Genomic DNA, 14,852 nt, shown 5'->3' with positions numbered 1-14,852 from the left:
TCCACGTAGTTAGGAGTTATCCACATTTGAAATGTGGATAACTCAATAGTTACACACATTTTTGGCTGAAAGCAGACTATTTGCCGAACCTTCAAACAAGTCGATTTACCTTTGTGGAATGTCTACTTTAACACAATCAGTTATCCATACGTTGTCGGAACGCCTGGCCACTTATGAGCAGGCGGGCCTGCTTCGTCAGCTTCGAGTAATGGATGGATTCGTCGATTTCTGTTCAAACGATTACCTCGGATTTGCCCAGTCGGCGGCTCTTAAAACTGCTATCCAACAAGCCAGCGATAAGGATCTTTCCGTACGTAACGGCGCTACTGGCTCCCGATTGTTGGCTGGTCAGACTACCGAAGCCGATGAGGTTGAACGGGCGTTAGCTACTTTCTACCAGACAGAAGCGGCTCTCATTTTTAACTCCGGCTATGCGGCAAATCTAGGGCTTTTGGCTTGCTTGCCTAAAGCGGGCGATATCCTGTTGACGGATGCGCTGGTGCACGCCAGTATGATTGACGGAGCACGACTTAGTTACGCTACCCGTTACCGGTTTCAGCATAATGATCTGGCTGATCTGGAAGCCAAACTTCAGGACGCTAACCGATTACAATCGCTTGGAGAGGTATTTGTAGCCGTAGAATCTGTTTATTCAATGGATGGCGACCTGGCTCCGCTGCGCGAAATAGCTGACCTCTGCGATCAGTATGGTGCCGCTTTATTGGTCGATGAGGCACACGCGACCGGAATTTACGGGCCTAACGGTGAAGGGCTTGTTGTTGCCTTGGGTTTACAGGAACGCGTGCTGGCTCGTGTTCATACATTCGGGAAAGCGTTGGGTGTTCATGGAGCGGCTGTTGTCGGGCCAAGGGTGTTACGTGACTATCTGATCAATTTTGCCAGACCATTTATTTACACAACAGCTTTGCCTACCCATAGTCTGATTGCCATTCGATGCGCTCATGAATACGTAAAGGCGCAGTCAAGTGCTCGAAAACAGCTTAATGAACGACTGGCTTATTTCAGAAAACAAGCGAATGAGTTATCACCCCAGGCAACCTGGACAGCGAGTGAGTCGCCTATTCAGTGTCTGATTATAAAAGGAAATGATCAGGCTCGTTACGTTGCTTCGGTAGCTCAACAGGCTGGCCTTGATGCACGGGCAATCCTCAGTCCGACTGTAGCGGCCGGACAGGAGCGACTACGGCTTTGCATTCACGCATTTAACACAAACGAAGAAATAGACCGGCTGATGGCAGTTTTGCAGGAAGCCACAACCGGATTATCCAGTTTATGAATGTACAAACATCTACCCGGCAACTTATTGTTGCTGGCATTGGCACTGAAATAGGAAAAACAGTCGCTTCGGCTGTACTGGTCGAAGCGCTGAAAGCCGATTACTGGAAACCCATTCAATCGGGAGCCTTGACAGATTCTGATACGAACACAGTACGTCAGTTAATTAGTAATTCCGTTTCTCGCTTTCATCCGGAAGCGTATCGACTAACACAGCCTTTGTCGCCACATGCTGCGGCCGAAATCGATGGGGTTACAATTGACGCTCAATCCATTACGACACCCACGACAGATAATTTACTGATTACTGAATTAGCCGGTGGACTGATGGTTCCGCTCAATAGCCAGTACCTGAATGTTGATCTGGTGCAGCAGCTTGGAGCGCCAGTGGTGCTGGTGTCACGAAATTATCTGGGCAGTATCAACCATACGCTCTTGTCCGCCGAAGCGTGCCAGCGACGTAACATACCAATACTAGGCATACTCTTCAACGGCCCGACTGTGCCTGCTACTGAAACATTTATTCTGGCGTATACAGGCTTGCCCTGTATTGGTCGGATTGGGCAGGAAGCGGAAATAACAAAAGACGTAATCTGCTATTACGCGGCTTCGGTATTACCAGTTCTTCACCAGCTCGTTGAACCGATCCAACAGAAATCTTGAAGTAGGACCAACGTAACCATCAGCGACGGTTAACTCGCCAATTTGCGTAATAGGGAGCACTTTCTTGGTGGAACTGGTCGTAAAGGCTTCGTCGGCGTCGTAGAGTTCAGAGAGCAAAACGGGGCGCTCTTTCACCTGAAAATCATTCTGTGCCAATTGCATAATCGTTCGGCGCGTAATGCCGTGCAGAATGTACCGATTGGGGGTAATGAGTTGATCGCCTTTTACGATGAAAAAATTACTGCGGCTTAATTCACTGATTTCGCCCCCTTTCTGATACAGCAAATCAGATGCGCCAGCGGATTTTATGGCCTGCGCCATTAGAATTACGCGTTTGTAATCCGTGCTTTTTACTTCGGCCATTTCTCGAACGTATTCATCCAGAATCACCTTGATACCCTGCTCATACTGAATGGCTGGCACAGGGTGAATCGGTTCTGTCAGAATCAACAGGTTAGGCCGTTCGATACTTATGCTGTCAGCTGCATAACCACCTGTCATGACGAAACGGAAAGCCATGTCGGCAGGTGCGCCAGCTCCAACGCTACGTTCAATCAGGCTCATCAGAATAGCGTAGGTTTCTGTCTTGCTGAGAGGCAGCGGCAGATGCATACGGGTCGCTGAGTTCTGAAATCGCTCCCAGTACCAGTCCCATTGAAATGGCCGGCCATTGTAGGTCAGGAAGTAATCGAACAAGCCATAGCCGCGAAGCAGGCCAAGATCTGTCACACCAACAGCGAGTTGGTCGGTAGGAGCGATGGTACCGTTGAAATAGCCGTAGTGCATAAAAGGCCTTCGTTTTCGTGGATGCCAAAGATAAAGGTAAATACCCTATTCCACTTGAACGGTAGAAGAAATCAGCGGTTGCTACCCCAAATCCTTCACAACTAATTGCACCGTATAGCGGCTTTTCTGCTCAAGAAGCAATTTTTTATTGACCAGCACCCGGTCAATTGTGCTTTGGTCGTAATAGCGGATGGTGATAAGTTCCAGACCGTCATTGTAGCTAACTCGGAAATCCTGCTTCAGTTGGGTCAAAAGGGCCGGTACGCGATCGGGATTAGCATCAACAACCACTGAGAAACTAATGGCTGTATTCTGCATAAGGTTGATTTTTACACCCGCCTGAGCAAATCGCCCAAAAATCCGGCTCAGATTATCTTCCGCGATGAATGAAAAATCGTTTGGATGCAGCGAAATCAAAACCTGATTGATCTTGAAAATAAAGGAGGGCGTTAATAAATGTTGCTCGGCATTGCTGATAACCGTTCCTGGTGCATCGGGTTGTAAAAACGACCGGACATACAGAGGAATACTCTTGTTTTGCAGTGGTTTGATCGTCTTAGGGTGTATAACCGTTGCGCCATAATAGGCCAGCTCGATGGCATCCTGATACGTTAGTTTATCAAGCAGAACCGTATCATCGAACCATTTAGGATCGGCATTAAGCACGCCCGGTACGTCTTTCCAGATCGTAACACTCTCGGCATCCAAGCAGTAGGCAAAAATAGCCGCCGTATAGTCAGACCCCTCGCGACCGAGCGTAGTGGTTCGATTATCAGCCGTTTGGCCAATAAAGCCCTGAGTTACTATGATATCGGTGGTCGGTACGGTCTGATTAATACGTCGGCAGGTTTCGGTCCAGTCAACGCGGCCTTCGCGAAAACTCGTATCCGTACGAATCAGCTGCCGGGCATCAAGCCAGGTTACTGCTAATCCAGTTTGCGCCAGATAAGCCGCAACGATTTGCGTAGAGAGAATTTCCCGACTGAAACAATCTGATCATATATCTCGTCGAAAGTGCCTGCTGGTTCTTGAGCTAAATAGGTCTCAAGCTGTCTAAAGGTTTGATAGACGCTGGAGAAGTCACCCGTCAGGTCCGACAGGATCGCGTTATGATACGTGTAAATCGACTGAAAATGGCTTTGAATATGGGTAACCTGCTGCCTTGTATAGGCCCGAACCAGATCTTCTAGTGCGTTTGTGGTTTTGCCCATTGCCGATATGACCACAACGACATTTTGGCCCTGCGTTCTGACAATTTGAGCCAGATTGCGTACCCCGGCTGCATCTTTTACCGATGCTCCCCAAATTTGAAAACCTTCACTTAATGGAACAGGATAATGTATCACGAAAAATGGATAATGAGTAAGAACGATTTAACAGGTGAGTACCTATTAGTCAGGCTTCTTAAACAATATCCATTATAAATCTAAGCCAGTACGGGCCGTCCTGTAAATAACAGATCACGAACAGCACTAGCAATACCTTGTGGATCGAAACCGCATTCGCGCTGCAATTCGATCTGTTCACCGTGTTCGATCACGGCATCCGGAATACCTAAGCGTTTGACACGGGCCATGTAGCCATGATTCGCCATGAACTCAAGTATAGCGCTGCCAAACCCACCCATAATACAACCATCTTCAACCGTTAATACCCGATCAAAACGGCTAAAAATCTGGTGAAGCAGTTCCTCGTCAAGCGGTTTTACATAGCGCATATCGAAATGAGCCGGCTGGATACCTTCCCTTGCCAATAGTTCACGAGCCTGCACCGCATAATTACCAATATGGCCGATGGTTAGAATCGCTACGTTTTCTCCGTCGGCGATTAGTCTTCCCTTGCCGATTTCCTGCTTTTCGAGGGGTGTTCGCCAGTTCGGCATAACGCCCTCACCCCGTGGATAGCGGATGGTGAACGCCTGCTTACCCTGCTGAACGTCGTCCGACTGAGCAGTATACATCATATTACGTAGTTCCTGCTCATTCATCGGTGCGGCTACAATCATATTCGGAATGCACCGCATATAAGCTAAATCGTAAGCGCCATGATGGGTGGGTCCGTCGGCTCCGGCAAATCCTGCGCGGTCGAGGCAAAAAATAACCGGGAGCTCCTGAATACAGACGTCGTGGATGACCTGGTCATAGGCCCGCTGCATAAAGGTTGAATAGATATTGCAGAAAACCACTTCACCAAGCGTAGCCATACCTGCAGAGAACGTAACAGCATGCTGCTCGGCAATACCTACATCAAAAGCCCGTTTCGGCATTGCCTTCATCATGATGTTCATCGATGAGCCCGAAGGCATAGCAGGCGTTACGCCAACAATACGAGGATTTTGCTCAGCTAATTCAACTAATGTATTGCCGAAAACGTCCTGATACTTCGGGGGTTGGGGCGTATCGTATATTTTCTTGTGAATAACACCCGTTACCTTGTCAAACAAACCGGGTGCATGCCATTTGGTCTGATCTTTTTCAGCGGGTCCATAACCTTTGCCCTTTACCGTAAGGATGTGCAGTAATTTCGGGCCGGGAATATGTTTAAGGTCATCCAAAACGCTGACCAAATGATCGATATCGTGCCCATCAATCGGACCAAAATAACGTAGATGCAGCGACTCAAACAGGTTGCTTTGCTCAAGCAGTGAGCTTTTTATACCGGATTGTACCTGAGAAACCAGTTCCTGGGCGGTTTTGCCCAGTTTATCCATTTTGCCCAGTAAATTCCAGATTTCATCTTTCACCTTGTTGTAGGTGTGCGATGTAGTAATGTCTGTCAGGTATTCACGTAGCGCGCCCACATTTGGGTCAATGCTCATGCAATTGTCGTTCAGAACGATCAATAAGTTGCTGTCCGTGGCACCTGCATGATTCATGCCTTCAAAGGCTTCACCGGCTGTAAGCGCGCCATCGCCAATAACAGCGATATGGTTCCGCTTCAGATTACCCTGCAATTGTGACGCCACCGCCATACCTAAGGCTGCCGATATTGACGTAGAAGAGTGTCCGACACCAAAGGCATCGTACTCACTCTCTTTCCGTTTCGGGAAACCAGATAGCCCTTTATAAAACCGATTGGTGTGAAATCTATCGCGCCGGCCAGTCAGAATTTTGTGGCCGTAGGCCTGATGACCAACATCCCAGATTAACTGATCATCGGGTGTATTAAATACGTAGTGCAACGCAATCGTTAATTCAACGACGCCAAGGCTGGCACCGAAGTGACCTCCATAGACGGATACATCGTCAATAATGAATTGACGGAGTTCATCGGCAAGTTGGGGCAGGCGGGATTTATCGAGTTTACGAAGATCGTCTGGAGTATTGATAGTGGCCAACAGGCCGCCGGGGGTAATTAGCATGATGGTAACAGCTAAGCGTCTGTCTTACAACACACGTATTATCTACAATGTTATTTTGTGTACTGTAATTCGCCCATTGTGATCAAAGAACGAAGCTACTACAATTTTTCGACATTTATAAAAAATCTAAGCCTCTGTGTGCCTACACATATACGTAGACGACAGAGGCTTAGATTTTTGAAAGAACAGACGTATCAATTAAGCTAGTTTCGCTGACTGGCCCGGAAAAGTTTCTGCTTCTCTTCGCGGGTCAGGCTTTCGTAGCCAGAGCGGGATATTTTATCCAGAATCGTATCAACTTCATCTTGGTCGGGTGTCGACATCGAAGCGGGGCCCGATGAAGACACGTATGAAGTGGCTTGTGTACTGGCGCTGCTACGTTGCCGGTACGACACTTTCACTGCAGGCTTAGGCCGGAGGAGGCTGCTCCACCCGTCGGCCAGCCAGTAGATTGGTCGGCCCAGGTCTGTGCCGTTCTGCAACAGTTTTACATAGGCAAAGCCCATCAGTGCACCGCCCAAATGAGCCAGGTTACCACCTGCGTTCAGGCCGGCCGTTTGAGCAACCGAAAGAATAATAAAAAAGAAAACAATGAATTTGATACGTACCGGTCCAAAAAATAGAAGATGGAATGTATAGTTCGGCAGTAATGTGGCGGCTCCAACGGCAACCGAAAAAGCCGCTGCCGACGCGCCAAGCATTGGTCGTGTATCCCGTTGAAAATAAGGTACCAGGTTGTACATAGCCAGGAACAACAGCCCACCGGCTATACCACCCATGATGTATAAACCGATGAGCCGGCGATTGCCCAGGTATTCATCAATCAGGCGGCCAAACCAGTATAAAAACAACATGTTGTAGAGAATATGAAAAATCTCATCATGCGTAAAGAAGTAGGTAAATAAAGTCCAGGGTTTATGTAAAAACGCGTTGATCTGACCAGGCATCATCAGCTGGTCGCGCATAAGATCGTACCATTCTGTATGTTCACCTATCGTCAGACTCACTTTGGCGACCAGCAGCACCAGAAATACAACAATGTTGACTAATATCAATTGCACCAACGTATTGTTGGGCTTATTGAATTCGCTCCGAAAATCATCGAACAAGCCGCTCATCACTAATAAAATGTTTTTCGCTGGGACCCCCAGTATTTTACCAATATAAATGCAAATATCATACCGCCGATGTGGGCAAAATGAGCAACATTGTCAACCTGTGCCCGATAAACTCCTGAATAAAGCTCAAAGGCTCCGTAGAAAATAACGAGGTACTTAGCTTTAATCGGTATAGGTGGAAACAATAAAAATAACTGAGTGTTCGGAAACAATAGCCCAAATCCCATTATTACTCCAAAAATCGCGCCTGAAGCGCCAACCATCGGCTCATCGATCTGACTCGACAAAATTCGATTCGCAATGGTTATGCTATCCTGTATGTTTTTACTATCGTTCGGATAGTTTTTAAATTGATTCAGAAACGGTACCAGACGATCATAAAACGAACTCGCATGCTGATCGACAAACGCCGAAAAATTCTCATACCCGGGGCTGACGCGATACGTCTGAACTGACTCATATACGTCGTGCATCTCAAAATAGTTTACGCCTGAGAATAATAGCGCAGCCCCTAAACCGCAAAAAAAGTAAAAAAACGTAAACCGACGCGGACCCCAGAATGTCTCCAACATGGGGCCAAAAACGACCAATCCAATCATGTTACTGAATATATGGTTGAAACCACCGTGCAGAAACATGTGCGTTAATAACTGAATTGGATTGAATTTATCAGATAGAAACGAATGAAGGCCAAACTGCTCAATAATGAAATCATTCGTGAACAGAAAGACCACTACGTTTATAATCAGTAAAACTCGAACTACCGGGGTAAGGTTAAACATTTTAATATCAACTAATTTAGGCTGATTAACTTAATTATCAGCGAAAAAGTCCAGCAATTTTATCCAACGTCAAAACAACGGTTATCGGATCGCCCGTTGGCGTATAACTTGGATTGGTTGAAGCAAACAATTGATCGACCAGGGCACGGCGTTCGGTAGCACTCAAACGGCTCGTATGCCGAATCGCCGAACGACGAGCCAGTGATCTGGCCATTGATTCAATCTTATCTAATTTCAATCGACCTGTGTCGGCACGTAGCTGCGCCAACAGGTTGGCAAATAATTCTTCTTCATTTTCACCCATAGTTAGTGTAGGAACGCCCCGAATGACAAATGTATTGGTACCCAACTCATCAAATTCAAAGCCAAGGTTCATCAGATCTTCGCGCAATTCCAGAGCCAGCTGAAAATCAATGGGCATCAACGTAATGGTTTTAGGAAACAGGAGTTGTTGAGAGGCTCCGTTCCGCGTTGTCAACGCTGTATGAAACTGCTCATACAAAATCCGTTCGTAAGCACGTCGTTGATCGATAAGCATCATTCCTGACTTGATAGGTGCAAGTAGGTAACGATTTTGTAGCTGGACAATATTGTCATCATCAACCAATACGGGTACGTCCTGTTCAGATTGTTCCAGACTTACCTGCAACTGATTGGCGCGGCTCCCTAACGTAATTGGCTCGTTTGAAGAAGATTCAGCAGGAGCGGATAGCGGTTCATGCTTTTCGGGACCCAACCAGTCACCGCCTTCATCGGCGTTGCCGGTTGGACGAACCGAAGCCTCTGCTTCGGAAAGGCCGTCATACAACACTTGCCAGTTATTGACCGATGGGCGAGGTTCCGATTTCGGAGGCATGTCAAAACTATGCCCCGCTGCTTTGTCCAGGGCATCCGTACGTAACGGCTTCCGATCACTTGCCGGCGAACTGGCTACAGGTTTATCATTCGATGCCCAGGAAGGCGTAATCGGGCGGGGAGAACTCACGCTACGTTCTGACTGCGTCTCTACGGTAGCCGCTTTCGATGCACCGGGCCGAACGCCCGACAGAAAATTGACATCAGAATCAAAATCGAGGGACGGAGCCAGGTTATAAAGCCCAACGGCTTTCCGAACGGCTGCCATCATAATGGCATAAACCGAGCGCTCATCATCAAATTTTATTTCCGTTTTAGTCGGATGAATGTTGATATCGATGTGTGAGGGATCAATGTCAATAAACAGTACGTAAAACGGATGACTGCCTTCGGGTAAGGTACCTTCATAGGCGCCTATGACCGCGTGGTGTAAATAATTATGTTTGATGTAGCGGTTATTTACGAAAAAAAACTGCTCATTTCGCGCTTTTTTCGCTGATTCAGGCTTACCGATATAACCACGTACCGTTACGTAGGGCGTCTGTTCTTCGCAGTGATTTAGTTGTTCGCGATAACTCTTGCCAAACATATCGACGATTCGGCGGCTCAGTTTTCCGGCAGGAAGGTTATAAATTTCCTGATCGTTGTGAAATAGTGAGAAAGCTACTTCTGGATTGGCAAGCGCCACTCGCTGAAATTCATCAATGATATGGCGCATTTCCACTGAATTTGATTTCAGGAAATTCCGCCGGGCCGGTACGTTGAAAAACAGGTTTTTGATCAGCAAGTTCGTTCCGGGCAGGCAGGAAATGGCCTCCTGCGCTTTAATATCGGAACCTTCTATTCGTATAAGTGTACCCAACTCATCTGTTGCCCGGCGTGTGCGCATTTCCACCTGAGCAACAGCAGCAATAGAGGCCAGCGCTTCTCCGCGGAAACCCATTGTCCGGATGCGGAATAGATCATCCGACGAACGAATTTTGGACGTAGCGTGTCGCTCAAAACTCATACGGGCATCCGTTTCGGTCATACCAGCGCCATCGTCCACGATCTGAATTAAATTACGTCCCGCTTCACGGATGATGACCTGTATGGATTTAGCGCTCGCATCGACAGAATTTTCCAGCAATTCTTTCACTACGGATGCTGGCCGCTGCACTACCTCCCCAGCCGCAATCTGGTTGGCAATCGAGTCAGGAAGTAGCTGAATAATATTTAACATAACCGATTAAATCTCCCGAGACGGCTGTCGGCCGTGATTTACAATATACAAAAATAACCCATAGAATGAACGTATAATTCATACATAGAATAAACTTGTTTCATGTTTCGAATTCTGAATTCTGCACCGGGCTTGTCGAGCGAAAATCGTTTCCGGTCAGCTAACAAAAAAGCCACAAGTTCGAAACCCATAGAGTTCAAACTTGTGGCCAGGAAAGCCTTTAAAAAGCTGCCGTTAGACTTTAATCTCTACGTCAACACCACTCGGTAGTTCGAGTTTCATCAACGCGTCGACCGTTTTGGCACTGCTGCTATAGATATCTACCAGACGCTTATAGGTGCAAAGCTGGAACTGTTCCCGCGCCTTTTTATTGACGTGGGGCGACCGCAGAACGGTATAGATTTCTTTGTTGGTTGGCAGAGGGATAGGTCCGCTTACGATAGCACCTGTCGATTTAACCGCTTTCACGATTTTCTCGGCCGACTTGTCAACCAATGTATGGTCGAACGACTTCAGCTTAATACGAATTTTTTGGCTCATTGTGTTTGTGGTTCGTTAAGTGAAAATGCCTGTCGAAAGAACCATTTACTCCGACGGCACAAAAAATGGGCAGTTGGTCAAAATACCAACTGCCCAATATCTAAACGGCTTACGCCTTCACAGTACCTTTTTCTTTGGCAACGACCGTATCCGAAATGTTCTGTGGAACCACTTCGTAGTGGGAGAATGTCAGGTTAGCCGTAGCACGACCCGATGACATCGTTCGCAGATCCGTTACGTAACCAAACAGTTCTGACAGCGGAACGTCGGCCTTGATCACTTGCGATCCCGCTTTTGAATCCATGCCTTTCATCACACCCCGACGGCGGTTGAGGTCACCCGTGATTGGACCCGTATATTCTTCTGGCGTCAAAACTTCAACAGCCATGATTGGTTCGAGCAATTTCGGACCAGCCTGACGAGCTGCTTCACGGAAGCCCAGACGTGCCGCCATTTCAAACGACAGCGAATCGGAGTCAACATCGTGATACGAACCGTGGAACAGACGAACTTTCATGCTTTCGAGTGGGAAGCCAGCCAGTGGTCCGTTCTTCAGCGATTCGTCAAAGCCTTTTTGAACAGGCTGTATGAATTCTTTCGGAATAACACCACCAACAATTGCATTCACAAACTGCAGGCCTGGTTTGATGGTACCATCTTCTTCCTGGTCACGTGGCCCCAGTTCAAACACGATATCAGCAAACTTACCACGACCACCCGATTGTTTTTTGTAAACTTCGCGGTGTTCGACACTCTTGGTCAGCTTCTCTTTGTAAGCTACCTGTGGTGCACCCTGGTTCACTTCAACCTTGAATTCCCGACGCATACGGTCAATAATGATTTCGAGGTGAAGCTCACCCATACCACGAATGATGGTCTGGCCGGTTTCTTCGTTCGACTCAACTTTAAGAGTTGGGTCTTCTTCGATCAGTTTACCAATAGCTTTCGAGAAGTTATCCTGATCAGCCGTTTTCTTCGGCTCGATAGCGTACCCAATAACTGGATCTGGGAATACCATGGATTCCAGTACAATTGGGTTTTTCTCATCCGACAACGTATCGCCGGTTTTGATGTCTTTAAATCCAACGACAGCACCGATGTCACCAGCTTCCAGCCGTTCGATCTGATTCTGCTTGTTGGCGTGCATCTGGAAAATCCGCGAAATACGCTCCTTGTTACCCGAACGGTTGTTCAGGATGTAAGAGCCTGATTCAAGCACACCCGAGTACGAGCGCACAAAGCACAGACGACCTACGTAAGGGTCAGTAGCAATCTTGAACGCCAGCGCCGAGAATGGCTCCGACACAGATGGCTTACGCGAAATTTCTTCACCTGTATTTGGGTTGGTACCTTTAATGCTCTCTTTGTCCAGCGGTGATGGCAACAGGGCCATTACGTAGTCGAGCATGGTTTGTACACCTTTGTTTTTGAACGACGAACCGCAAAGCATCGGCACAATTTTCATAGCGATGGTTGCTTTACGAAGAGCCGCCAGAATTTCGTCTTCCGTGATCGACTCAGGATCTTCGAAATACTTCTCCATCAGCGAGTCGTCGAATTCAGCGACGGCTTCCAGCAGTTTTTCACGCCATTCGGTAGCTTCGTCAAGCATATCGTCGGGGATAGGAACAACCTCGAATGTCATGCCTTTATCCGACTCATTCCAAACGATACCCCGGAAGTTAACCAGGTCAACTACACCTTTGAAGTTATCTTCTTCGCCGATTGGCAACTGAAGGGGAACGGCGTAGCTACCCAGCATTTCCTTAACCTGCTTACACACGTTCAGGAAGTCGGCGCCAGAGCGGTCCATTTTGTTGACGAAGCCCAGACGAGCGACGTTGTAATTGTTAGCCAGACGCCAGTTGGTTTCTGACTGAGGTTCAACGCCATCAACGGCACTGAATAGGAACACCAGTCCATCAAGAACACGTAGCGAACGGTTTACTTCAACGGTGAAGTCAACGTGTCCGGGGGTATCGATGATGTTGATGTGGTATTTTTTGTCGCGGTAGGTCCAGTCAACAGTTGTAGCCGCAGAGGTAATGGTGATACCCCGCTCCTGCTCCTGCTCCATCCAGTCCATTGTTGCGGCACCATCGTGCACTTCACCAATTTTGTGGCTTACCCCAGCGTAATAGAGAATTCGTTCGGTTGTGGTCGTCTTGCCCGCATCAATGTGAGCAGCGATACCGATGTTTCTCGTGAAATTTAAATCGCGAGCCATTAGCTTGTATACTGAAAGTTATGTTTTTCTAAACTCGAAAGAAGGGCCATTACGTTCAGCTTATGACCCCACTATAAATCAGGTCGCAAAATTACTGAATTTCAATCACAAAAGCAATGATAAGTTAAAGAATATCGCAGAAACTATTCTCCTTTTTTGTCCATTTTAAGACTAGAATACGTCTTGTTTTAGGAGACTGTAACTTGGAATCATGCAAAATCCGTACATAGCCTTACTGCGAACGGCCTGGACCTATGCCCGGCACGAAAAGCGGCAGTACGTGCTTGTTTATTGTTTGTTTATTATGGCCAATGTGGTAGCGGCATTACGGCCGTTGCTGTTTGGCTGGTTTGTGGGTGAACTCCAGCGGCAGGATACTGCTATCCTGAAATTGGTATGGCTTTATGCCGGTGGATACGTAGGTTTGGAAGTATTGGAATGGGCCTTTCATGGACCAGCACGGATAATGGAACGACGACTGGCGTTCAATCTGAGCCGGAATTTTCTGGATGAGTTGTTTCACCAAACTTTACACTTACCTGTCGGCTGGCACAAAGATCACCATAGCGGGGCTACCATCAACCGAATTCGCAAGGCGTACGATGCACTTAAGACGTTTTTCCAGGATGGGTTTATTTATCTTCAGGCCATTTCAAAATTCGTCTTTTCATTTGGGGCAATGCTTTTTTCTCCCCCATGTTTGGCTTAGTGGGCGTGTTGCTGGGAGCCCTGACAATTTGGGTAATTCTGCGTTTCGATCGTCCGTTTATAAAGGCTCTTGATGAAACGAACGAGCAGGAGCACGTCGTATCGGCTACGCTCTTCGACAGCCTGTCTAATATCATTACGGTTATTACGCTGCGACTCGAAGAGCGTATTCAGGCTAGTCTTGGCAGTAAAATCGCTGCGGTGTTTCCACCGTTTATGCGTCAGGTCAGGATTAATGAATGGAAATGGTTTGCGGCCAGTCTGCTGGTAAGTTTGATATACATTGTTATGGCGACAGGCTATGTGTATCAGCATTACGTTCCGGGACAGGTCTTTCTGATTGGTGGCCTGGTTACCTTGCTGGGTTACGTAAACCAGTTTACCAGTGTTTTCCATGATGTTGCCTGGCAATACACGGAAATCGTTAAGTACAATACCGATGTACAGACAGCACGTAGCATCAGCGAAGCCTATGCGCGCCATGAACGACCCGAACATGACATGCTGCCTGATAACTGGCAAACCATTTTCATTGAAGGACTTAACTTCTCGCACGGACGAATCATAGGCGATGACCGCAAAGTGTCTAACCTGAATGATATCCGGCTTCGTATAAGCCGTGGTAAACGAGTGGCGTTTATTGGCGAAAGTGGCTCGGGTAAAAGTACACTGCTTACGCTGCTGCGGGGCCTTTATCTACCTGAACCTGGTTTGTCGGTACGGGCAGATGAGCAAGTGTATACGGATTTAAACGCTGTTGCCAATACAGTAACCTTGTTTCCGCAGGAGCCGGAAATTTTTGAAAACACGATTGCCTACAACATTACACTTGGTTTGCCTTTTGGTGATGAAGCCATTGCAGATGTTTGCCAGGTAGCCCGGTTCGAGGATGTTGTGAAGCAGTTACCCAATGGGCTGGAGACCAATATTCAGGAAAAGGGCGTAAACCTGTCGGGAGGGCAGCGGCAGCGGTTGGCATTAGCGCGGGGTGTGCTGGCTGCTCGGTCAAGTGAGATTGTCCTGCTGGACGAACCTACCAGTAGTGTAGATCCTAAAACAGAGCTGGCCATTTACCGGTCGCTGCTACGTGAATTTGCCAATAAAGCGGTGGTTTCAACACTACACCGGCTACATCTGCTACCCTTGTTCGATTATATCTATATCATGAAGGACGGCAAAATCGTGGATGAAGGGAGCTTCACCGACCTACGCCATCGAAGCGTTATTTTTCAGGATATGTGGGCGCACCAGAAAGATGTTATGGAACAGAAAGAGATGACCTAGGCGCAGCCAA

Annotated in this window: 11 protein-coding genes and 1 pseudogene; 3 read left to right on the top strand and 9 right to left on the bottom strand. The window is 47.5% G+C overall.

Features of this window, described 5'->3' with window-relative positions:
• Positions 1-118: 118 nt before the first annotated feature.
• Both LN737_RS03555 and bioD read left to right on the top strand, forming a co-directional pair.
• Positions 119-1,297, top strand: a complete 1,179-nt coding sequence (locus LN737_RS03555; RefSeq protein ID WP_405516284.1) for an 8-amino-7-oxononanoate synthase — start codon at positions 119-121, stop codon at positions 1,295-1,297.
• Positions 1,294-1,959: a dethiobiotin synthase gene (bioD, locus tag LN737_RS03550; RefSeq protein WP_405516282.1), complete on the top strand. Its 666-nt coding sequence runs from the start codon at positions 1,294-1,296 to the stop codon at positions 1,957-1,959. The genes LN737_RS03555 and bioD overlap by 4 nt, the downstream gene beginning before the upstream one ends.
• On the opposite strand, the gene LN737_RS03545 is transcribed toward bioD, so the two are convergent.
• From LN737_RS03545 to fusA, 9 genes are all read right to left on the bottom strand, one after another.
• Positions 1,912-2,745 carry an aminotransferase class IV gene (locus LN737_RS03545; RefSeq protein ID WP_405516281.1) on the bottom strand — a complete coding sequence of 278 codons (834 nt, stop codon included), beginning with the start codon at positions 2,743-2,745 and terminating at the stop codon, positions 1,912-1,914. The two genes, bioD and LN737_RS03545, sit on opposite strands and share 48 nt — an antisense overlap.
• Before the next feature lie 81 nt (positions 2,746-2,826).
• Entirely contained in the window at positions 2,827-3,690 is an 864-nt protein-coding gene (locus LN737_RS03540; RefSeq protein ID WP_405520293.1) for an aspartate kinase, read from the bottom strand.
• The gene (locus LN737_RS03535) at positions 3,672-4,091 is read right to left on the bottom strand and encodes a hypothetical protein (RefSeq protein ID WP_405516279.1); all 420 of its coding nucleotides are present in this window, start codon (positions 4,089-4,091) and stop codon (positions 3,672-3,674) included. The genes LN737_RS03540 and LN737_RS03535 overlap by 19 nt, the downstream gene beginning before the upstream one ends.
• 80 nt (positions 4,092-4,171) lie before the next feature.
• On the bottom strand, positions 4,172-6,106 hold the full coding sequence (dxs, locus tag LN737_RS03530) for a 1-deoxy-D-xylulose-5-phosphate synthase (RefSeq protein ID WP_405516278.1): 1,935 nt from the start codon (positions 6,104-6,106) through the stop codon (positions 4,172-4,174).
• Positions 6,107-6,309: 203 nt separating this feature from the next.
• Positions 6,310-7,224, bottom strand: coding sequence for a rhomboid family intramembrane serine protease (locus LN737_RS03525; RefSeq protein WP_405516276.1), 915 nt, complete (start codon positions 7,222-7,224; stop codon positions 6,310-6,312).
• 2 nt (positions 7,225-7,226) lie between these two features.
• Positions 7,227-8,006 (bottom strand): rhomboid family intramembrane serine protease, encoded by a 780-nt coding sequence (locus LN737_RS03520; RefSeq protein WP_405516275.1) that lies wholly within the window; start codon positions 8,004-8,006, stop codon positions 7,227-7,229.
• Between the two features lie 37 nt (positions 8,007-8,043).
• A complete protein-coding gene (mutL, locus tag LN737_RS03515; protein WP_405516273.1) occupies positions 8,044-10,083 on the bottom strand; it encodes a DNA mismatch repair endonuclease MutL in 2,040 nt (679 codons plus the stop codon).
• 234 nt (positions 10,084-10,317) lie between these two features.
• Positions 10,318-10,623, bottom strand: a complete 306-nt coding sequence (rpsJ, locus tag LN737_RS03510) for a 30S ribosomal protein S10 (RefSeq protein WP_190892748.1) — start codon at positions 10,621-10,623, stop codon at positions 10,318-10,320.
• A gap of 109 nt (positions 10,624-10,732) precedes the next feature.
• On the bottom strand, positions 10,733-12,850 hold the full coding sequence (gene fusA, locus LN737_RS03505; protein ID WP_405516270.1) for an elongation factor G: 2,118 nt from the start codon (positions 12,848-12,850) through the stop codon (positions 10,733-10,735).
• Between the two features lie 211 nt (positions 12,851-13,061).
• Between fusA and LN737_RS03500 the strand changes: the two are divergent.
• Positions 13,062-14,842: pseudogene (locus LN737_RS03500) on the top strand (ABC transporter ATP-binding protein).
• Positions 14,843-14,852 lie beyond the last annotated feature (10 nt).

Origin of the sequence: Spirosoma sp. KNUC1025, from assembly GCF_045160025.1 — a bacterium.
Lineage (GTDB): Bacteria > Bacteroidota > Bacteroidia > Cytophagales > Spirosomataceae > Spirosoma.
This window is presented reverse-complemented; position numbering and strand designations above follow the sequence as displayed.